This window comes from Microcoleus sp. MON1_C5 (assembly GCF_036701875.1).
Lineage (GTDB): Bacteria > Cyanobacteriota > Cyanobacteriia > Cyanobacteriales > Microcoleaceae > Microcoleus.
The window spans coordinates 101,630-123,002 of record NZ_JAUBRN010000014.1; the positions used below are offsets into that span (position 1 = coordinate 101,630).

At 44.9% G+C, this 21,373-nt stretch carries 21 protein-coding genes; 10 read left to right on the forward strand and 11 right to left on the reverse strand.

Annotated features, from left to right (window positions below):
* Positions 1-39 precede the first annotated feature (39 nt).
* Positions 40-627 (reverse strand): Uma2 family endonuclease, encoded by a 588-nt coding sequence (locus QUA71_RS09800; protein WP_333284431.1) that lies wholly within the window; start codon positions 625-627, stop codon positions 40-42.
* Between the two features lie 285 nt (positions 628-912).
* Here QUA71_RS09800 and QUA71_RS09805 point away from each other — a divergent pair, with 285 nt between their 5' ends.
* Positions 913-1,392, forward strand: a complete 480-nt coding sequence (locus QUA71_RS09805) for an orange carotenoid protein N-terminal domain-containing protein (RefSeq protein ID WP_190663533.1) — start codon at positions 913-915, stop codon at positions 1,390-1,392.
* A 225-nt stretch (positions 1,393-1,617) separates the two neighbouring features.
* Here the strand turns inward: QUA71_RS09805 and QUA71_RS09810 are convergent, their stop codons facing one another.
* The 4 genes from QUA71_RS09810 to QUA71_RS09825 all read right to left on the reverse strand — a co-directional run bounded on the left by QUA71_RS09810 (position 1,618) and on the right by QUA71_RS09825 (position 6,250).
* On the reverse strand, positions 1,618-2,292 hold the full coding sequence (locus QUA71_RS09810; RefSeq protein WP_333284433.1) for an acetoacetate decarboxylase family protein: 675 nt from the start codon (positions 2,290-2,292) through the stop codon (positions 1,618-1,620).
* 629 nt (positions 2,293-2,921) lie between these two features.
* A complete protein-coding gene (locus QUA71_RS09815) occupies positions 2,922-4,403 on the reverse strand; it encodes an S-layer homology domain-containing protein (RefSeq protein ID WP_333284435.1) in 1,482 nt (493 codons plus the stop codon).
* Positions 4,404-4,569: 166 nt separating this feature from the next.
* The gene (locus tag QUA71_RS09820) at positions 4,570-5,556 is read right to left on the reverse strand and encodes a hypothetical protein (RefSeq protein ID WP_333284437.1); all 987 of its coding nucleotides are present in this window, start codon (positions 5,554-5,556) and stop codon (positions 4,570-4,572) included.
* A 4-nt stretch (positions 5,557-5,560) separates the two neighbouring features.
* On the reverse strand, positions 5,561-6,250 hold the full coding sequence (locus QUA71_RS09825) for a polysaccharide deacetylase family protein (RefSeq protein WP_333284439.1): 690 nt from the start codon (positions 6,248-6,250) through the stop codon (positions 5,561-5,563).
* A gap of 79 nt (positions 6,251-6,329) precedes the next feature.
* On the opposite strand from QUA71_RS09825, the gene QUA71_RS09830 reads away from it, so the two are divergent.
* The 6 genes from QUA71_RS09830 (at position 6,330) to QUA71_RS09855 (ending at position 11,003) form a co-directional block, all read left to right on the forward strand.
* Positions 6,330-6,464 carry a hypothetical protein gene (locus tag QUA71_RS09830; RefSeq protein ID WP_333284441.1) on the forward strand — a complete coding sequence of 45 codons (135 nt, stop codon included), beginning with the start codon at positions 6,330-6,332 and terminating at the stop codon, positions 6,462-6,464.
* 379 nt (positions 6,465-6,843) lie between these two features.
* Positions 6,844-7,611 (forward strand): ChaB family protein, encoded by a 768-nt coding sequence (locus QUA71_RS09835; protein ID WP_190739058.1) that lies wholly within the window; start codon positions 6,844-6,846, stop codon positions 7,609-7,611.
* A gap of 259 nt (positions 7,612-7,870) precedes the next feature.
* The gene (gene rd / locus QUA71_RS09840) at positions 7,871-8,029 is read left to right on the forward strand and encodes a rubredoxin (protein ID WP_333284443.1); all 159 of its coding nucleotides are present in this window, start codon (positions 7,871-7,873) and stop codon (positions 8,027-8,029) included.
* A 12-nt stretch (positions 8,030-8,041) separates the two neighbouring features.
* A complete protein-coding gene (locus tag QUA71_RS09845; protein WP_333284445.1) occupies positions 8,042-9,301 on the forward strand; it encodes an NAD(P)/FAD-dependent oxidoreductase in 1,260 nt (419 codons plus the stop codon).
* 61 nt (positions 9,302-9,362) lie between these two features.
* Entirely contained in the window at positions 9,363-10,097 is a 735-nt protein-coding gene (locus tag QUA71_RS09850; RefSeq protein WP_333284447.1) for a hypothetical protein, read from the forward strand.
* Between the two features lie 132 nt (positions 10,098-10,229).
* Positions 10,230-11,003 (forward strand): class II aldolase/adducin family protein, encoded by a 774-nt coding sequence (locus QUA71_RS09855; RefSeq protein WP_333284449.1) that lies wholly within the window; start codon positions 10,230-10,232, stop codon positions 11,001-11,003.
* Between the two features lie 111 nt (positions 11,004-11,114).
* On the opposite strand, the gene QUA71_RS09860 is transcribed toward QUA71_RS09855, so the two are convergent.
* The 4 genes from QUA71_RS09860 to QUA71_RS09875 all read right to left on the reverse strand — a co-directional run bounded on the left by QUA71_RS09860 (position 11,115) and on the right by QUA71_RS09875 (position 13,792).
* Positions 11,115-12,017 carry an Rpn family recombination-promoting nuclease/putative transposase gene (locus QUA71_RS09860; protein WP_445243773.1) on the reverse strand — a complete coding sequence of 301 codons (903 nt, stop codon included), beginning with the start codon at positions 12,015-12,017 and terminating at the stop codon, positions 11,115-11,117.
* A gap of 41 nt (positions 12,018-12,058) precedes the next feature.
* Positions 12,059-12,805, reverse strand: a complete 747-nt coding sequence (locus QUA71_RS09865; protein WP_333284451.1) for a HEAT repeat domain-containing protein — start codon at positions 12,803-12,805, stop codon at positions 12,059-12,061.
* A gap of 242 nt (positions 12,806-13,047) precedes the next feature.
* The gene (locus QUA71_RS09870) at positions 13,048-13,584 is read right to left on the reverse strand and encodes a GNAT family N-acetyltransferase (protein WP_333284453.1); all 537 of its coding nucleotides are present in this window, start codon (positions 13,582-13,584) and stop codon (positions 13,048-13,050) included.
* A gap of 4 nt (positions 13,585-13,588) precedes the next feature.
* Positions 13,589-13,792 carry a hypothetical protein gene (locus QUA71_RS09875; RefSeq protein WP_190663521.1) on the reverse strand — a complete coding sequence of 68 codons (204 nt, stop codon included), beginning with the start codon at positions 13,790-13,792 and terminating at the stop codon, positions 13,589-13,591.
* 135 nt (positions 13,793-13,927) lie between these two features.
* Between QUA71_RS09875 and QUA71_RS09880 the strand changes: the two genes are divergently transcribed.
* Together QUA71_RS09880 and QUA71_RS09885 are read left to right on the forward strand one after the other, a co-directional pair.
* Positions 13,928-15,289, forward strand: coding sequence for a calcium-binding protein (locus QUA71_RS09880; RefSeq protein WP_333284455.1), 1,362 nt, complete (start codon positions 13,928-13,930; stop codon positions 15,287-15,289).
* Positions 15,290-15,504: 215 nt separating this feature from the next.
* Complete coding sequence (locus QUA71_RS09885; RefSeq protein ID WP_333284457.1) at positions 15,505-16,863, forward strand: alpha/beta hydrolase; 1,359 nt, start codon at positions 15,505-15,507, stop codon at positions 16,861-16,863.
* Positions 16,864-17,075: 212 nt separating this feature from the next.
* Here QUA71_RS09885 and QUA71_RS09890 read toward each other — a convergent pair whose 3' ends face one another.
* Both QUA71_RS09890 and QUA71_RS09895 read right to left on the reverse strand, forming a co-directional pair.
* Positions 17,076-18,440, reverse strand: a complete 1,365-nt coding sequence (locus QUA71_RS09890) for an MFS transporter (protein ID WP_333284459.1) — start codon at positions 18,438-18,440, stop codon at positions 17,076-17,078.
* Positions 18,441-18,568: 128 nt separating this feature from the next.
* Positions 18,569-20,638, reverse strand: a complete 2,070-nt coding sequence (locus QUA71_RS09895) for an Eco57I restriction-modification methylase domain-containing protein (RefSeq protein ID WP_333284461.1) — start codon at positions 20,636-20,638, stop codon at positions 18,569-18,571.
* 201 nt (positions 20,639-20,839) lie between these two features.
* Here QUA71_RS09895 and QUA71_RS09900 point away from each other — a divergent pair, with 201 nt between their 5' ends.
* Positions 20,840-21,370, forward strand: a complete 531-nt coding sequence (locus QUA71_RS09900) for a hypothetical protein (protein WP_333284463.1) — start codon at positions 20,840-20,842, stop codon at positions 21,368-21,370.
* The last annotated feature ends 3 nt before the right edge of the window (positions 21,371-21,373 follow it).

The window sequence follows — 21,373 nt, forward strand, 5'->3', positions numbered from 1 at the left end:
TTTGCCGGCCTATTTTCTTGGGAATAATATCAGAGTCCTTCAGGATTCTATAGTTGGCGGAAACACTCTCGATAAATCGAGCGCCAAATCGTGAAAATAAGGCAGATTAACAGACTCGTTGGGCAGAAAAATCAGCGTCCTGCGATAACCAAATTGGCCAGGGGCATTCTGATACGGCTCGCTGTAACATTCCAAGCAAGTTTGTGATAAATTAAATATCCAATAGTTAGAGATTCCGGCTTCAGCATAAAGGGGGAGCTTAACCTGTTTGTCGTAACTCAAAGAAGAATCTGCAATCTCAATCACCAACAGTATATCCCCTGGACAGGGGTGAGAGGATAGATAGTCGTCAGGGCGATTTTGTACGAGCGAAAAATCAGGTTCAGGTTCGCTGTTTGTCGGTAAAACGATGGGAGATTGACACTGTAAAGTTGCCCGCTCTGCTACTATGGCGCTTAATTCCCGCAATAATCTTCTCAGACAGGTTTCGTGAGCGGTACCTTTAGCTGCCATTTTCACAAGTTCTCCATTAATTAACTCAACTCGATCGTCCTCACCAAAGAACCCCAGTTCTGTCAGGCGGTGATATTCCGCTATGGTGAAGCGTTTTGCAGTTGCGATCGACATAACAGCCACCTCTATACAGGTCTGTTGCGATTATAGGCGATCGTCGATCGGCTAAACAATGCTAATCAGGAGCACCGCTCACAACAATCTTGTCAAATTTGCGTCATCCTTTGGTTGCACATTTCCCAAATTTTGGTGAGTTTACTCGACGAACTTATGTCCGGGATCATATCTGCCTTAAGCAAGATTCTAGCCTCACTATTTATTAGGTACTTTAACTAAGTAGCAAAAAAAAAGTTTTCTAAATAAGAAAGCTGAGCAATACATATTATTTTGGAGGCTTGAATGACATTTACTACTTCCGGTGCTTACGACCAAGGAAAAGCAGATATTCAGAGCTTGAGTGTAGACGACCAATTAGGTTTGCTGTGGTTTGTTTACACCGAAATGGGCAAGTCAATAACACCAGCGGCTCCCGGTGCTTCCGGTTCCGAAATCGCTCAAGGTTTGTTCGATCAAGTCAAACCGCTGCCGCACGAAGAACAACTACAAGTAATGCGCGACATTGCCTCAAAAGCCAATACTGAAATCAGCCGGATGTACGGCTCGATGAGCCCTGAAACTAAGCTGGCTTTTTGGTATTTCTTAGCAGTAGGAATGGACGAAGGAACTATTATACCCATGCCTCCCGACTATGAACTTCCAGAAGCAGGCAAAGCTTTATTAGGAAAGGTTCAGGCGATGGACTTTCAGCAACAAATTGATTTCCTTCGCGGTACAGTTTTAGTAATGGGTGCTGAAGCCGCTCCGGGCGCTGGCATTTAAAAATAGGACTTACGAAAAAAAACCCGGTTTCTCGGAGAATATTGCGTGTGGCAACGACGCATTTAGGAAGAAACCCGGTTTTTAGCCGTTTGATGCGTAAGTCCTCAAAAAGATTAGTAAGTAGCTCAAACTAATAGGCCGCGCCAGAAACCCGGCTTCTTCAAGAAACCGGGTTTCTGGCTGTTCTGTTTTTTTAGGTTGACGGCGAAGCTCCGCACTTTACAGCTAATAACTGAATTCAAGGGATCTGTTTCCCACAACTTCCGGCGCACCGACTGTTAAACGCAAATCTTCGCAGGCAACTGTTAGCAAGGGCTGACCTAAGTTTAAACTGGCAAAAGGACTTTCTTCTGCCACTTCTAATTCGCCTTTAATCAAACCGCTGCGAGACTGTAATCCTCCTTTAAACAACAGCAAATTGCGGCAGTCAGCGCTGAAAACATTTCCGCTAAAAGGCAGCGGTAAGGCTAAAGTTTGCTTGCTGTAATTGAGGCTGCACAGTTGACGGTTTTCTTGGCTAACTGTGACGCGGTAGCCTAGGGGTGCGGCCTTTACCGAATCGCTGCCTTCCCAACTAAATTGAGCTAATTCTTTAGGAAGTCCCCAAATTTCCCGTCCGCCGGCTACCGAGTTAGGGTTGTCTACGTAGATATGGGAAACCCAAGCGCCCCATTTTCCTGCATAATTGGCGATCGCGCTAACTACAATTAACTCATTGTACTCCATCACCGAACCCAACCCGTAGGAGGATATATAAATGCCACCTAGGGTTTTTCCTGGCAATAAAGAGACTATTTCTAACTCAGAGGGAACCAAGGGGCGCACTCGTGCCACATCTACCAATTGTAAAGTCTGAACAGCATAACCTTGCAGATTCCAAGGTGCAGGTGGGTATACCATTTTCAGTGATTAAATATCTGAGATTTTATCTTTATTTTAGCTTAGGGTCTCAAAAGCGACAGCCCTTTGCATTTTTTCACACATTGTTAGTAAATTTAGTCTATTTAAACAAATTAATATGTGGGCCTAAATTAGATGAATATTTGAATAGGGAATTTAGCTGCTAAAAAGTATGTATTTTACGGTACTATCGGGACGTATAAGCTGTTGTGCATTTAAATTGTATGTTGAGGGCGGGATCTCCTGCCCCCCCACAAGAGTGAAAATTTATTTTACCATGCAATTAAAATGCGGATTAGCTTAATACTAAAGTGTGGTGGGAAATTATTTTTATATATAACTCGGCGATTTAAATCGAAATGTCAACTTTCCTGCTATCTGTAAGAGCAGTTTTTACCCACAATACGTGGCTGTAACTAAAGATTTAAATAAACCAGCCCCCACAAAGGGGTAAATGATCATGTACATTTTTTGGATGAGTATCGAAGTAAAAATTGACGTGGGTTATCTGTTGTGTGGGGGCGGGTTTAGTAATATTGTTAGTTAAAATTAGATATTATTCGTAAAACCCGCCCTACAGACACTATCCGCGTTAATCCGCGTTCATCTGCGCTTAAAGACCTGCAAATCTACTTACTCGCATAACCCGTACTTACCAAAAACTCCCGCAACTTCCCAAAGAATTCAGTGCGATCGCGCCCTTGATAAACTCTCTCCAACAACTGCCAACCTTCCGCCTCCTGACCCATGACATACTTGTTCGCCATGAAGGCCGCCAAAACCCCCTTCACCTCCCCATTTTCACTCAAACGCTTGTTAGATTCCAGCCAAAGCTCAGCAGAATTTGTGTATACTTCCACCAGATACTCTTTGCTAACATCTTGCATTTTACCTTGGCGGTACTGCCAAATTTGCAGCGGAAAGCGGGAATCAGCGTAATTTGTAAAAGCCTCGGAAAATCTGCCGTCCTGACTCTTAAACTCTGGGATATCATTTTTGCCAAAATCGACTATTTCGTAACTCACATTGCCCCAGAAATGCTTGACATGAGTGTATTTGTTAGCTGCAGAGTCGTAGCGGTAAATAAACGAATAATTGCAGCAGCGGACGCCGCTTTTGATTGACACTAAATCGGCCAGCACTTCCGGTTCCTTGTCGCCGTCCAAATCACGGATTCGCAGCGATAAAAAACGTCCTTCTGATATTTCTTCGCTGGCTCTTGTGTCGGGATTATCAACTAGAGAACGAGTCGGAATCAGCACTGGTTCTTCTAATAAACTTTTACCGTCGCGGATAATTCTGATGCGGAGATTTTTAGCATTTTCTGCTTCTTTTACGAAAGAAACTTCCGCCCTAACTTTCCCCGCTTCCGAGATTTCTGTTGTTCTGGGCGGGCCGATATTCGCCGGAACTTGGGCGATATATTCGGCAGGAACTAAGGCTGTTTGGCCGGGTTTGGCGAGCGCCTGACAGAAAAAGGTTGCGACTTCGGCGCGAGTAACATTCCGAGTAGGTTCTAGCTGTTTAACAGCAGGATAATTGACCACAAGTTGTTTTTCTGTGGCGGCGGCGATCGCATTTCTTGCCAGTTCGGGAATTTGCGGCGCATCCTCAAAAGTCGCCTCCAAAACCTCAGCCGCCGCTCCCGTAGGTGTATATTTCAAGCCGCTGGTTAAAGCTACCAAAGCCTGCCAGCGGGTAATATTCAAAGTCGGGTTAAAGATACTGCCACTGTATCCAGACATAAAACCCGTCTGATAAGCTTCTCGAATTGCTTTAAAACCCCAGTAATTTGTAGGAATATCTACAAAGTCGATCGGATCGCGGACGGTTTTGGCATCGGGAAAAGCCATGCGAACCATCGCCGCAAACTCAGCGCGGCTAACTGGGCGATTCGGGCGAAAAGTGCCGTCTTCGTAGTAGCCACTGATGATTTTTTTCTGCGCTAACTCCTCTATGCAAGCTTGCGCCCAATGGTTGTTAACATCCTTAAATTTGGCTTGAGCAAATGCCGGCGCTACATTTCCGCCCGGAAACATTAAATTTCCGATGATTATCCCCAGCGCTACCACTAAAGCGATGATAGCTTGCCATCTGTGCGATCGAATCATAGAACAGACTCCTCTACTTACAAATTGGCGATCGAAACTTTCGGAAAATTTATATACTATCAGGTATATTAACCGGATTTAATACCATTTATTAAATTTTTACCGGCGGGCGACTAAGGACACGGCACTGCCGTGTCCCTAATTTTTCTAGTTCCTATAATAAAGCTTACTTCGACTCTAAAGTCATCTCCATCGCCATTTTTGTTTTGATTGTTGATTCTTGGGAACTGCCAGCAGTTTTAGCACTCATTTCGCTATTTGAACTAATAGACACAGTAGAGCGAAAAGGAATTAATCTATCCAAGCGCATTGTGGCTGCTCCCCGACCCTGAGAAGCAAAAGATTTTAGGGTTAAGGTAGTTCCAGCAGGCAGTTGGGGAGAGGTAATATTTTGGGGGTTTGCTTGCTGCTCTATACTTACATTCATAGAGGCAACTCCATCTTGCCAGCTAGCCAATTCATAGGTAGCAATGTCCTTCACATTAATACCACTGAAATCAGAGGAAGAAGAAACGCGCCATTTGGCTCCTTTTCCGACGGCTTCGGCAGGCAGCGGCGAGGCAAGTTGCTCTATAGAGTTAGACATTTGTCGAACCATTTGTTTGACGTTATTGTCAGCTCCTTCGGGCAAGATAATGTCGCCTCCTTTATGAAAACCGCGATTGTCCATGATGAAAGAGCCTTTCACTCCCACCATATTTTTGAGTGCGGAACGCATGGCATTTAGGGCGGCGGGCTGGGTATTTCCAGTATCACCGACGAGATCTGCATTAGTGTAAGCAAACTCGTAGTAAATATCGCCGTTGGGAGCGATTTTAGTGACTTTGGTCTCGAAAGTCATCACCGATACTGGAATTTTAGCCGCAGCCGAAGACTGACCGGATGCGGATATGTCCATATCCATTTTTACGGTCATCACAGTTGTTTCTTTGACATTGATAGCTGGTTTCAGACGCAGTTGCTGTCGGGGTTCCACTCCCGGATTTAGCAGTTCCACTTGCGGGGTTTTCGAGTTGGGAACAGGCGCGGATACGCCAGGGGCTGGCTGCTGCACTACAAGGGGAGTTTCTGCACTTAGAGAAGCAGGAGAAAGCTCGATCGCCCATCCGGCGCTCGCCAAACAAAGAGATGTAATAAACAGTGTTTTTTTCATTAACTTAATTTCCTGTTATCTGAATGTTAGCCTGTTCCCACAGTCGATCGACTGTCACGAATTTGTAACCTTTATACAACAGCAATGGAATTATTTTATCCGCCGAATCTGCAACATCTTCGCCGCCGCAATAGCCGTCGTGCAGTACAATAATAGATCCGTTTTCAGTTTGCTGCACGATGCGACTAATAACTTTCTTAACCCCCGGCCGCACCCAATCTTCCGGGACGACACTCCACATTACAGGGCGATATTCCCACTGTTGCAATAACTCTAATGTTCGCGGCGTAAAAATGCCGTTGGGCGGCCGCACGTCCAGGATTAATTTTGGGTCTAAATCGCAAGCTTTGGCAATTGCTTTTTGGGTGTCTTCTAAACTTTGTTTTAGTTCGTGGGTTTTGAGTTTGGGAAACGATATATGCTGGTAGCCGTGGAGGCCGATCCAGTGTCCGCGATCGTACACTTCTTTAGCCGTTTCTGGATGGCGGTCAACGCAAAAACCTAGCCAGAAAAAACTAGCTTTGATGTCGTATTTATCTAAAATTTTTAACAGTTGAGGTGTGTGCTGACGGTGCGGCCCGTCGTCAAATGTGAGGGCAATTTCTCGGCTGTTGATATCTCCCGTCCACAGACATCTGGGAAAAGCAGATTTGAGGATGGGATGAACGACAGGAAACAGGGGTGCTAGTGGCATTGATTAACCTTGATAAATGCGATCGGGTAGAAATGAAGCTGCGTTACAATAAAATAAAGTTAACTCAATCTAGGTAAATATGACAACTACGGTTGAGATTGGAACGCTAATTGTCAGCACGCCGGGAACTGGCGACTGCCGCCCCCGCATTGCCAAAACCCGAATTACCGTAAAAAATATTACTATTGATTTTAATGCTGGGCTGACTCCATAAAAAATTATTGATGAAAAACCGCATTTGACTCGATCGCAAATTTATGGTGTACTAGCCTAATATTAGGCGAAGCCAGACAAAATTGACGCAGATATAGCAGCAGAAAACGCTGATGAAAAGTGCTTGTAATCGGAATGTACGAGAAATTTGAGCAGTTAAAATATAATAAAACAGCAATAGTTAAAAGGTTATATTATATCTGAACAACTGTCTCTAATAGATGAGCAATTGCACTTCAAAAAATCTTTAACTCTTTTGATAGATCCTCAAACTATATCTGATAAATCGACCTCTATCTCGCGGTCGATGCGAGCGCCCTACCGTGTCTTCCTATACTGAACACTATCAAAACTAATCGACCAATCATCAAGGAGGAAAAATGACCGAGGAATATTTAGCCGAACGCACAGTTTCAGCCGTCTTTAAGGAAGAAGAACAATTAGACGGTGTAATTCGGCGGTTGCTCGATCGCGGAGTTTCCCGCGACCACATCTCAGTCATGGGAAAAAACTTTCAGTCTAAAACTAGAATTGCCGGGTTTCTTACTAAAAAAGATGTGATTTTAGGCGGTCTGCGAAGCGGGGCGATTTTTGGTTCCTTATTCGGTTCTTTTTTGGCTTTGCTAACTGGCGTCGGCCTGCTGGTTATTCCCTTTGTCGGTACAGTAGTCTCGGCGGGCCCGCTGGGTGCTGCACTGTTGGGTGCAGCTAGCGGGGCGATCGCAGGTTCGGCCGGTGCTGGTCTAGTTTCCGCTTTAGTCACTTTGGGAATGCCCGAAGACAAAGCAACTATCTATCAAACCCGCGTTGAAGCAGGCGAATTTCTCGTGATGGCAGAAGTCCCCGCAGATAAATCGGGCGAATTTCAACTCTTGCTAGAAAGTGCAGGCGGCGAAGAAGTTTCAGTTAGCGAGATGACCCTGCCGCGCGCAGTTAAAGGTCGCTGCAATAGTCCGGCAGATTTGTCTCCAGAAGTGCGATCGCACCTGTCGGAAGCAGCTCAAAAAACCTTTATGGAATCATACAACGCCGCATTTGATGAAAGCAACGACTCGATACAAGCCGAACACACCGCTTGGGACGCCATTCACCAGCAGTACGAAGAAGATGAAAACGGTGTTTGGACTAAGCCTTTAGCGAAAGTCTAGTCTTCCAATCGCAGTAAACTAATAAAAAATACAATGTAGCCTCTAGAACTGCGGTTCTGGAGGCTTTGACGATTTGAGATTTGAGATTTTATAATTGTGCAAGACTTAATGAGATTTTAGATTTTAGATTTGTGAAAAATTTAATTTTTAATAATTTGGGAAGGGCCGAAAGTCTCATTACTTTGTGAAAGTGGTATTGCACAAGGTTGCGTTGTCCAGTACAATCTATAGGCTTACAATATAAAATTGAGTTAAGCAAATGCAAAAATACGCTTGTACAGTTTGCAATTACGTCTACGATCCCGAAGTAGGCGATCCCGACGGAGGCATAGATCCCGGTACACCCTTTGAAGATATCCCCGACGATTGGGTTTGTCCCACTTGCGGGGCGAAAAAATCCGATTTTGAACCAGAATAAGCGAGAAAAAATTTGTCCGATCGAATCCTCAAAATTACAGTTATCGGCGGCGGTGCTGCTGGTTTTTTTAGTGCAATTACCTCTGCCAAAACCTACCCCCAGGCCCGCGTCACTTTACTAGAAGCTGGCCGGCAACTCCTGGCAAAAGTTCGCATCTCTGGCGGCGGGCGCTGCAACGTTACTCACGCTTGTTTTGACCCTGGTGTTTTAGTGCAGAATTACCCCAGAGGTGGGAAAGCTCTGCGCGGTGCTTTTACTCGATTTCAACCGCGCGATACTGTAGAATGGTTTGCAGGTCACGGTGTGAAGTTGAAAACAGAAGAAGACGGGCGAATGTTTCCGACCACCGACGATTCGGGGACAATTGTTAACTGTTTGATCCGGGCTGCTGAGGATGCCGGCGTAAAAATTCGCACCGGCGATGCAGTAGTTTCAGTAAATAAATTAACGGGCAACACCGCAGAGGGCGAACAAGGGGATACCGCCCCTAGGTTTGAAATTGAGTTGAAATCCGGGGAGAAATTGAAGTGCGATCGCATTCTTCTCGCTACAGGCAGCAATCCGTCGGGTTATAAGTGGGCAAAAGAGTTAGGTAATACTGTAGAACAGCCCGTTCCTTCTCTATTTACTTTTAATATTTCCGACAGCAGAATCAAAGATTTAGCCGGAATTTCTGTTCCTAATGCTAAGGTGAAATTGCCGGGAGCTAAATTAGAACAAAGCGGGCCTTTGCTAATTACTCACTGGGGTTTAAGCGGGCCTGCTGTCCTGAAACTTTCTGCTTGGGGTGCGAGATTTTTGCACGATCGCCATTATAAAACATCTGTGCTGGTTAATTGGCTTCCCCAGTACAATGCGGAAGTTTTGCGGCAGCAACTGCTAGCGGTTAAGTCGCAGTTGTCGCACCGATTGATTGTCTCTAGCTGTCCGTTTCCGGTGCCGCGCCGCCTCTGGGAACGTTTGACAAGTTCGATCGGGATTGATGAGCAAAAACGCTGGGCCGACTTATCTAACAAAATCCTCGATCGCCTCCTGCAAGAACTCGTTCAAGGCGAATATCAGATTGCAGGAAAAGGTGCATTTAAAGAAGAGTTCGTCACCTGCGGCGGTGTCAACCTCAAAGAAGTCGATTTCAAGACAATGGAAAGCCGCCGCTGTCCCGGACTTTTCTTTGCTGGCGAAATCTTGGATATCGACGGCGTAACGGGCGGTTTCAACTTCCAAAGTGCTTGGACTACGGCGTGGTTGGCCGGTTTGGCGATCGGCAAATGAACTCGATTTAGACGGGCAATTATTAAATTTTGTGTTATTTTTGAATTAAGAGGCACAAAATGTGATTGCTGTTGAGCCTGTAGAAGAAATTCGCAGTTTTGCCTCCTTCCACATCGGGGTCAAATACATGAAAAACGTTAAGCTGAAAACCCTAAAATTCCCGAACCACACTGACAGCCATCTTGACTCACCTTTGATAGAAAAAAATGGCTTGGTGGAACTTAACCCAAAATTTACAAATCCTGAATTTTTAACCAACTGGATTTTTGAGACAAACCTGTACGGCGAAGCAGTTTCAATCGACCACTTTGTCATCACATTTCCCACCCGAACCGAACTCGAAAACTACGCCGCATCTTTCCGCCCTTTCGGCGCCAAAACAGTTGAAGGCCCCGACTTGTTCCCGCTCAACTTTTGTGGGGAAAACATTAATGTTCCCTCCGACTTGTGGCTGCATTTAATGACCTTATTAATGCCAGCAGGCGGCTTAGTAGTATTAGATGCGCCCCACGCAGCCGGCGACCAAACAGACCGCTTCCAGCAAGAAAGAGGATTAGAAGCAGTTCACCACGTCGCGATTCGAGTCGAAAACGTGCAGAATGCTGCTAAAATATGGCAAAACAAAAACTTTAAACCGCTATCAGAACGTCCTTTAAACTCCGGCTCATTAACCCAGTGGTTTCTGCAAAACCCCGCCGGACAAATCATCGAATTAATAGAACGTCGCCCCGGCAACAACGCTACCTTTGACTGCAAAAACATCGCAGGTTTGCGCCTCAGTGAAATCCCAGGTTAGCACGGCAGGCAATATCCCGGCCCCACAGTTCCCAATTCAAATTTCCCAATTCAAAATTTATCTCGTTCCCAGTCTCTGACTGGGAATGCCGATTCGGAGGCTCTGCCTCCTGTCTTTTCACTAATAAAATATATGGTTGCCATAAAAATCCCCAAAGTCACTTTTCAACCCCCAACATTCAACTCACTTGAAGAAGAACGCCGCCACCGCAAACAGCGTTTAGCCGCCGCATTCCGATTATTTGCCCGCTTCGGATTCAGCGAAGGAGTGGCCGGACATATCACCGTCCGCGACCCCGAACACCTCGACCATTTTTGGGTCAATTCTTTTGGAATGCACTTTAGTTTAATTCGAGTCAGCGACCTAATTTTAGTCAACCACAAAGGCGAAGTTGTTGAAGGAAATAAACCCGTAAACGAAGCAGCATTTGCCATTCATTCCCAAGTGCACAGCGCCCGCCCCGACGTAATCGCAGCAGCCCACGCTCATTCTCCCTACGGCAAAAGTTGGTCGAGTTTGGGCCGCCTGCTTGACCCCCTGACGCAAGATGCTTGTTCTTTTTATGAAGACCAAGCTTTATTTGACGATTACACCGGAGTTGTTTTGGAAATCGAAGAAGCTAAACGCATCGCCAAAACTTTAGGTGAGAAAAAAGCCCTTATCTTACAAAATCACGGACTGTTAACAGTAGGTCAAACAGTAGATGAAGCGGCTTGGTGGTTTATTTCAATGGAACGTTCTTGTCAAGCGCAGTTAATGGCCGAAGCAGCGGGAAAACCAATTCTCATCAAGCCAGAATGTGCGCGTTTTACACAGCAGCAAGTAGGGTCTCACCGGATGGGATGGTTTAGCTTTCAACCGCTTTATGACATGATAGTGCGCCGGGAACCTGACTTATTAGATTAGAAACTCGGCGGTTGAAACCGCTATTACACAAACACAGTTGGCCTGCGGCAAATAAATAATGAAGGGGGTATTAAAGGCGGATTTAGTATCAGGAGTGCAAAACTTATAAATTCATGCTGAAGCCGAGTCCAACCAAGCTATCAAATCCTCTTGAGTGGTAAAGTCTAACAAGATTTCTCCTAAATCCTGTAGTTGTTCCAGAGATAACTGCTGGATGCGAGTTTTAATTTCTGGTGGGATTTCGCCAGTGCGCCGCGCGATTTGACGCAGGATTAATGCTGTTTCCCCCTCAATTATGCCTTCTTGGCGGCTTTTAATAATAGCACCGCGTTGGTCTTCAAAAAACATTTCCCGCTTTTCCAATTCCTCTAATTCCTTAAGGGTTAAATTAGTTCTGCTGGCGATGGAAAAAGCTGTTTGAATTTCGGGCATTGATGCAAATTTTTCGGGAATTTCCTCGAAGAGGGGAGCATTTTTGATAAAATAAATCCAGCTTTGAATTAGGTTTTCGACTTGTTCCAGTTCTTTGTTAAACTTGGGAAGTTCGACAAACACTAATTCGATTTCTCTGTTATAATACTCGAAGTTTTCTTCGAGTTCTTTAAATACAAAATGGGTGAGAAATTTTTCGGTATTCTCAAACAGAACAAAATCCGTAATTGTTAAAGCAATCAGAGGATTTAATTTCGAGTATCCTTCTCGGGGCCTGAGTTGAGTTGCGTAGGTTTTGGCGGCATTGTATACTACCCGTTTAGTAAAAGCTTCTACATTTATTACCTGCATTTCGATAATCACAGTTTTGTTGCCTGTAATTTTGGCTTTAACATCCAGGTAAGTGTCTTTTAATCCAGTAACGCTCGGCGCGGCGTAAGGGTCAATAATTTCTAAATCTTCAATGGTTGGCTGTGCGTCATAGAGCAGAGCATTGAGGAAGCTAATCAAAATGTCTTTGCTTTGGGGCGAAGCAAAGATTTTTTTGAAACCAAATTCTGTCTTAGGATTGATGAAATTGATAATTGGGAATTAGTAAGTGGTGTTTAATTGTGGTAATGATATCACAAAAGTCCTTCCATTTCTAAGTCTTCAATTATCTGCAATCCGCGCGGGTCGCCGACTCGCAAGAGCGAAGATTTAGCATCTTCCCGCACGCCCATATCTTCATCTTCTTCTAAAGCTTCAATCAGACCATCGATCGCCCCAGCGTACACTATATTATTCGGCAATTCCCGGGCCAGTTGCCCGATCGCCCAAGCGGAATTACTTCGCACAGCAGATACAGAATCTCCCCGCAGCGCTTCAATCAACGGCGGAATCGCAGCAATCACCACAGAGTAACCAACTTTTGCCATTTGACCCAGAGAACTCGCCGCCCACAAACGCACCGCCGAAATATCAGTTTTCAGAGCATCAATTAAAGATGGCAAAGTGCGGTGGTCGCTGCAATTTCCCAGGGCCCAAACTACCCCTTTGCGAACGTAACCGTTCCAGTCGCAGTTAAGCTGAAGAATCAGCGGTTCCACAGCATCGGGACTCGGATTTCGCCCCAACGCATAAGCTGCGCTCACCCGCACCAGGGGGCAACCGTCTCTCAACAAATTAATTAAATGCGAAATTGCTCGATCGTCCTGCAGTTCGCAAAAAGCCCGCGCCGCAATCATCCGGTGCTGAGGTTCTGGGGATTCCAGCAAAGGCAGCATTTCCTCGGGATCTGGCAGCGGGGGTTCGGATTCATAAATTTGATCCAAAGGGCTTTCCAGTTCCGTGTCAGTATCAAGGGCGTTGGAGTAGTCGTTATTGTTCATAAAAAAACTTTACCGCACAGAGGATGCTCCTCAGCAACTCAGACAACGGTCAACAGCAACTAGGATAATACCAATAAAAGTATTCCGAGGGAGGACTGAAGTCCTCATGTGGTTCATAGTGAGGACTTCAGTCCTCCATAAAGTTCGCAGTCAAGACTTAAGTGCCAATAAAGTCACAAAGTTTTCAGCTTCTTTCTGTATCAAAACTCTTCGTCCTTACTACAAACATTACATTTTATTTTTTAAAGAGACTTGAGCATCGAGAGGGAATGACTTTGATAGCCTAATTTTTGATAGAGATTCACCGCAGGCTGATTGCTCAGAAATACTTGCAAACCAATTTGCCGATCGCCCCTTTCCCGCGCCCAATTTTCAGCATGAATAACTAAAGCTGCACCGATCCCCAGACGGCGATGTTCCGGTGCTACGTACAGCAAAAAAATGTGAGCGTAGCGTTCTCCGGTGGTTTGGTCGATCGCATTTCCCAACCACAAACATCCGACAACCGATGTCAGATTTTGGACTTGAGATTGTGGATTGAGATACTGCGAGGGAAGCACCGGCAAAATTTCTGCCTCTTCCTGGCTGTTTTTCTGGCACTCTACCCACCAAACCGGCGTCTGGTTAGAAAAATACTGCTCGACAGTTTGAGCCAAATGTTCCAATTCCCCATCCGGGTAAAGCTCTCGGTAAGTCCGGTGCATAAACTTTACCAGTTTTGCCCGATCGAGTCCAGATCCTGAGCGCAGCCCGTAGCCCGGTATTAATTGAGCAGACATCAGCTCACCGGACACGCAAAGCGGAATAATTTAGCCCCAAGAAAATTGGATTCACTACTGCCGCTTGCTTTTGGGGGATCGCTTCCTCAATCGGTGCCGGGGCAGCCATGTCAGCAGGCAAAAAGATGCGAGCGCTGACTGCTACCAGAGCCGCAAAAAATACTAATATCGCTATAAATGGAGCAATGTATTGACGAATGATAGCCATAACCGCAAAAACTTGATTCTTGAGTTGATATTATCAAGTCTACCATAAAATCTTGTCAGCTATAATGGCTGCTATTGGGCACTTAGCTCAACAAGAGAGCGATCGCCAATACCAACAAACAGAAAAGATAATATTATGAGTGCCTCGCCTGCTGTTTATGAAGCTCTGGCTAAATCAATTGTTTTTTTGAATCAAAAGCCAAGCGCAGCCAATGAAGTTTCGCGTTTCCTAGATACTAATGGCTACTATATCGATCGCATATTCGACGACCCAGAAACAAACTTTTATGCGATCGGGTTCGGTTCATCTAATCCCGAAAACCCGCCAGCCCTCGTATTTAAAGGTACAGACTTCATCGACGGCGACGCTATCTTTTCGGACTCGCGGGACATTGGTTTACCTGAATTTGAAAAGAACAAAGATAATATCAAAAACTGGATAACAGAAATCGGTCAAGATACAGGTAAAAACCCCAGCAAATTATTGCCCGATGTCATCGGGCACAGTTGGGGCGGAGCAGTCGCTCAAATTGTAGCAACCGAATACACATCTCTGACCGGCGATATCTTTACTTTCAACTCTCCGGGAGTGTCAGCGAGTACATTCACCAGTTTTCGGAGAAATCTCAGCAGGGCAGGCAACAAAAATGTCACTCACTACATTGTCAGCGGAGATGTAGTCAGCTTGTTTGGGGAAGCATTTATTCCGGGTAAAGTATTTATCCAAAGTTTTACAGACCCGAGTATTAATCCCTTAACTGTTTTGGCAAAACATCGAGCTGAAAATTTGTTAACTACTCCGCCCGCGGGTTTTTTGCAGAGGCAAATTTCCGTAGAACAATTAAACAGTCCCGAATTTACTTATAACAACGACTCGGATTTTAACGAATTTATCGCTGCCCTAAATTTTCCCCTGGCCAATGTGTCAATCCCAATCCGAACCAGAGCGGGTGCAGAGAGTTTGAGAACAGCACCAGAATTTTCTTTTGTGCAGTTAATCAGACAAATGCAATACGGTTTAGCTCCCTTACAACCGAATTATTTATTAGGGGACGATCGCAACAATACTGCTACCGGCGGCCCTGGAGAGGATACAGTTATCGGCAATCGCGGTAACGATACTCTCAGAGGCAATCGAGGTAATGACAGCATCATCGGTGGTGATGGCGACGATTTCTTGTACGGCGGCAGAGATAACGATTATTTGGAGGGTGGCGACGGAAACGATTTGGTTTCCGGCGAGTTTGGCAACGATTTTTTAATTGGTGGTGCGGGGCGCGATCGCTTTGTATTGGAATCCGGCGGCGGAGCCGATGTGATTGTAGATTTTCAAGATAGTGAAGATTTAATTACACTGTCGCGGGGTCTAACTTTTCCTCAAATTAGAGTAACCCAAGCGGGTGACGGAGCTTTAATTACTATCCCGATTACTGGTGAAGTTCTTGCTACTCTCAGAGGCGTAGTGGCAAGCGATATTACGCGGGTAGATTTTGTATAGATTGAGGGCGAGAAAAATTTGTATTTTTGGTGGCGCGAAACCCGGGTGGGTTTTGTAGCGATATTGTTGTTTGTAACAAAAAAATGGCGCTTGAATTGTCCCTAAAAAGCCACTAAAACTGACCAATTAATATGGTTAATAAACGAAGTTTATTGTAAACTTAGTTAAGTAGCTGAAAAACTAATTCCCCATCAAACGACAGGAAATAAAAAAATATGCCCTCATCCCCCGCCGCTTACGAAACTATAGCCAAGCAACTTGTTTACATAGATAACAACCCCCAGTCTCAAACCTTAGTTCAAACGGGTTTGAGCGCTGCTGGCTACCAAATCGATCGCACTTTTGACGATCCCGCGACTGGATTTCACGCGATCGGCTTAATTTCCACCACCCCAGACAAACCGTCGGTTTTAGTATTTCGCGGCACCGACTCGCCCGTAGACGATCTTGCCAACGCAGACCAGCGCGGCGCCGGTTTCAACCAATTTGAAGCCAACAAACAAGCCTTAGGAAATTGGCTGACACAAATCAGTCAAGATACAGCAAAAAACCCCAGCCGTTTGCCACCAGACGTTCTGGGACACAGCTTGGGCGGCGCCATAACGCAACTAGCCGCCACTGAATTTACCTCTACTATCGGAGATGTTGTCACCTTTAATTCTCCCGGAGTTGATCAGAACACTGTCAATACATTCAAGCAGAAAGTCGGTGCCGGAAAAAATGTAACTCACTACATCGTTAGCGGCGATTTTGTGAGTTTGGGAGGAGAAGCTTTTCTCCCAGGAAAAGTAGTTCTTCAAACATTTACTAACCCGATTATTGACCCGCTACTTGTCTTAGACAAGCACACCCAAAGCGGTTTGTTAAGTTCTCCTCCTCCCGGCTTGACTCAGACTGAAATCTCTGTAGACCAGTTGAACCGCCCGGATTTCACTTTCACAGATTCCGATTATTTAGAGCTGTTAGCTGGCTTAGACTTTGCACTGCCTGCCTTGGGAACATCGCTGGAATCGCGCAGCAGTTTAGAGCAATTAAGAACCACTCCGGGAACCTCCTTTTTAGGAAACGTTGTAGCAATGAAAACTGCTCTCGATGTCTCCCAAATTAATAATTTAGTCGGCGACGATGCCAACAATACAGCATCAGGTTTGGCAGCGGACGATATTATCACTGGCAATGGGGGAAACGACACTCTCAGCGGTAACAAAGGCAACGATATTATTAGCGGTGGCCTCGGCAACGACCAGCTATTAGGTGGCAAAGGGGATGACAATTTGAGCGGGGGAGAAGGAGACGATACGCTCATTGGCGCAGGGGGTACAGATCTCTTAATTGGTGGCGCTGGACGCGACGTATTGGTGTTAGGAGTAGGTGCCGGTACAGATACACTTGTAGACTTTCAAAAGGGTCAAGATTTAATCGGTTTGAGCGGAGGTTTGACCTTCAACCAACTGATAGTTACTGAAGGCGATTTTTCAACGACGATTGAAATTGCCCGTAACGGCGAATTTCTTGCCAGTATTCCTAGCATTCTAAGTAGTCCGCTAACAGCCACTGATTTTATTGCGATTTAGTTGGGCGCTGGCAATACAGATATTCCGTAGGGACACAACATTGTTGTGTCCTTATTTTATCTTATGAAGGCACGCACAATTTATACCAGTTAGCGATTAAAAACATCCATATTCCTGTAGGGGCAGGTTCGGCTGAATATCGAAAAAGTAGTGCAGATATTGCTAAACCCACCCCCGCCCGAATCTTATAGTTATAACGATCGGACTTAATATTAATCGAAATCGTCCAGTCCCGGCCTGGGCATGGATGCTAATTTTTTCTCATCTTCTAGGGGCAGAAAGAAAATGGTCAGCATACCGGGAATCACAGCCAGTGAACTCATTAAAAAATAATTTGGATAGCCGAGATACGGTTGCAAGAAGCCGCCAACAACCCCCGGAATCAGCACTCCTGCGGCCATGAAACCTGTTGTAATCGCGTAGTGAGATGCTGCGTATTCAGGGCGAACAGTCCGCATCAAAAATACTGTATAGGCAGCTACGCCAAGTCCGTAAGTAAATTGCTCGATCGAATTTACGACATAAGCCCATTTAATTGCCGGTTGATTTATTGCCAACAACCAATACAACACGTTAGTAGAATTTTGCAAAATTGCAGTCGGCCACATCCATTTTCTCAATCCTTGTTTGGCAATTAAATAGCCGCCCAGCAACCCTCCAATTAATCCAAAAATTACCCCGTAAACACCTGATAACAGACCCATCTCCAAGGTAGAAACTGCCAAACCTCCTTGCTCAACTTGAGCCTTTAAAAATGAAGGAACCATTTTTAAATTAAAGGCATCACCCAACCTAAAAATCAAGACATAAGTCACAATCCAACCAATTTTATATTGCTGGAAATAGGTTTTAAATGCCTCGAGAAAGCTTGTTGTTTGTTGGGGGGCGTCGGCTTCTATAGCGTAATTTCTAGAATAGGGAAGATACCACCGCTGGAACAGATAAATCACCACAAACATAATCGCACAAATGCCAAAGGCTGTCGCCCATCCGTAGTTAAGCGCAGACACGCTAAAATCCGAACCGAAAAGTGACAGCGGAATGTTTTGATATGTTTTGGTGTCGCCTCCATTTCCAGTGACTAAATGCTCTTCTGCTAGTTTACCGGCCAAGACAACTAATACACCGCTCCCGGCAATGACAGCACCTCTATAAGCCGTGTTGCGAACACCGACAAATAGTGCTTGTTGCTCTTTATTGAGAGTGTTTAAATAAAATCCGTCAATGGCGATGTCGTGAGTAGCTGACACAAAGGCAATGGCTGTAAAAATGACCAGCGATATCACAATTGCCTGGGGCGTCAAAACACCAAAAGCCAGGAAAGCAAACAGAAAAGCACAAATGATTTCGGTGGTTAAAATCCACTTGCGTTTAGTTGAATACAAATCAACAACTGGGCCCCACAAGCCTTTTAAAACCCAGGGCAAATACAAAAGACTTGTCAATCCGATCAGTTGGTTGCTGGCTCCCATATCTAGCAAAAAAATCACCGACATTAAATTAACGACGGTGTAAGGCAGACCTTGAGCGAAATACAATACTGATACCCACAACCCAGCGTTATGCTTTTTTTCCATTGCAAAGATATTTTGGCTAGTTACTTATTTGATTTACTGAGTGCGATCGACAATTCCGGTCAATTAAACCGCTTGCATCACAGTATATGTCATTCCGATGCCAGCGGCAGCCATATAAACAGTGTATTTTAGCAGCCTTCTGACTCACAAATATTTCTATTTTTGGAATAACCCTGCAAAAAATTTTCTCCGTTAAAATGAACGAGGTAAGCGCGAACATTCTTGTCCCAATCATAAGTGCCATAGGTTCGCAGTAGTTCCAAAGCACTTTCTTCTATCTGATATGCAGTTTTTGGACTATTCACCGGACGTTCGGGACTGTCAGGATTAACAACAATTAAACCTGCATCTAGAAACTGATGCACCGTCTGGCGGCGCACAGTTTCCCGCGTATTTGGCGCATATTTTTTACTGTACTGGTGCTCCATAAATTCCATAATTGGTGTGATTCCCCGAAGTGGAGATTTTGCCAATTCCCAAGCTTCCTTTGGCTTGAGGTCAAGCAAAGCCAGAAGGGTTAAGGCGGAACGTTCGTTAAGCTGACCTTTTGGAAAACCCAGCGCTGCAAGTATTTCTAGAGATTCATCAATACGGTTCTTGATTGTCATTGGGCTATTTTCTAACGGATTGGGATCGTTCAGCAGTTGTCTCTCGACAAGTTGATCGAGCTCCCGCTGTGTAGGAAATATTTCTCCTATTTGAGCGCCAAGTAAAAGTAATTGCTCTACATTAGGATACTTCAAAGTGCGTAAATCCGTAGCATTAACTTGAGTGTGTCCGTTGAACAGTCGGAAAAACGCATCTACCAAGCTCGAATTTAGATAAACGGCCAATCCCCGCGCCAGGGTGAGCTCTAATCCGCGTCCCTGTTGGTGAAAGTAATTCAAATGGTTCTCAAAACCAACGCTAGAACTATTAATTTTATTGGCATCCCAGACAACTGCAACAATTCGCTTTTTCTCTTCCTTTGACGAGAAGCGCTTGCTCAAAACATAATGTTCGTTAGGTACGAGGAGTGCAGCCGTTTTTTCCGTGACAGCTAAAGCTTGATGCTTTCTCGTTGCTGTGGGATATTCAACACCGCCAGCCGAGAAGTGTGCGGGATAAATCAGCGGAACTGTACCGTTCTCAGGTTTTAGTCGCAAGTCAGAGCGAACCCGAAAATCTACAACTTTTCCGGTGGAAACTGTTAAGCCTAATTCCTCTAGGGTGCAAGTAAATTGAGCCATTTGCTCGACTACTTTCTGGCTGACATAATCCGGTAAAATCCGAATAAATTGCTCGGAATCATTGGGATTAATTAGGGCGGTATAGGGCAGTTGGTGAGACAAAACCAGGTCGTCGCCCACGCTGCTGCTTGAGGTAATTAGTACAGTATCTGGCTGTTCTATTTGTTTGGTGGCGCGCACAATAATAGTTTCTTGCAGCACCGCATCATCGCGAAATGGCAACTGTCGGGATTCAAAGATGTGTACTTGGCGTAAAGCCATCATTTGAAGGAATACTTTACGGAAATCTCGAAAGTATAAACCGTTGCAAAAGCTGCGGGGAGTAATCGACACTAATTCACCGTTTGGTTTGAGCAGGTGAGCAGCAGCCACTGTGAAGCCAGCGTAGAGATTGCTGGTTTCTAGTCCTATAGAACGCAGCAAGGTTCGGGCTTGGGATTTAGCGTCTATCTTGGCATAGGGAGGATTGATAATTGCATGGGTAAATTCCCGTTTTACTGGTTGTGTAAATAGATTGGGATGCAACATATCGGCGCTGTCTTGAATAAAATCTATTTCGCGAACCTCACAGGTAAAAGATATCGCAAAACGCTGACATTCAATACTGCATAATTCTAAAGTTTGCTTGAGGTATTCAATCAAAATAAGGTCTATTTCATAAGCTGTAACGTGCAGGCTGCGCGGTCTGTTTGGGCGCTGGCAAAGTTCGCCAACAACGGCTGCTAACAGCGAACCAATTCCTGCCCCGGCATCTAAAAGCGATATATCGGGACAGTTAAATTCAAACATTCCCGCCATCAAACTTGCGACTGAGGAAGGTGTTAAAAATTGTCCCTTTTCTCCTCTCTGGCTTTGCTGCAACTTTCGGGTTGCTTCTTGGCGCCAGCCATCTACTCGATCCAGTAAATTGCTTGCAGTTGAGTAGCTGTTACCCGGAAGGGCTAGCGTTTGAAAGTTCTGTACTATCATTTGTTCAAAAAGTGCGATCGCCTGTTCAGTGTATTTTCGCCCAAAATTGCACCGATGTGCAAAAATGTCAAGCGCACTATAAAATATATAACTTATCCAAAAGTATGTTGACTGTTCATATAGCTAGAGCCGGAGGTAGCTAACGATGACACAAACTCAAACCAAGCGTTATGATTTTACTTAAGTATCTAGGTGTAAGTTATGACAACTATCAACTGGAATGAAGTTTTAGATAGTATTTCAGAGAATGCAGAAGAGCCAGAAGTCGAAGATCGATTTGTCAAACGCCTTCTAAATGCACTTGGATTCACATCTGATGAGTGGGTACAACAGTTTAAAACAGGGAAGGGCACTGCTGATTTTGCTGCTCGCAAGAATCACGATGATAAATTTTCAGTGGCTAAGATTAACCCATACTTAATCATTGAAGTTAAAGGGAGAGTATCAGGAAATGCTATCATTAACTTAGCAGAAGGTACTCCCGCGTACAAAAAAGCTAAAGAACAGATAACAGGTTATCTTCTTGCTCCTAAGTGCCAAACATCTCAATGGGGGATGATCACTAACTCAACAGATATCCAGCTATTCCGCAAACATGGTAAAATCGTATTGCCTGCTACTGACTGCATGAGGATAACCAAAGATAATATCATTGAGAGTAATTGCTCAACTAGGGGAAAAAATGGAGCCATCAATAGAGAGAGCTTGTTGAATAGATTGATAAGCAGTTAAACC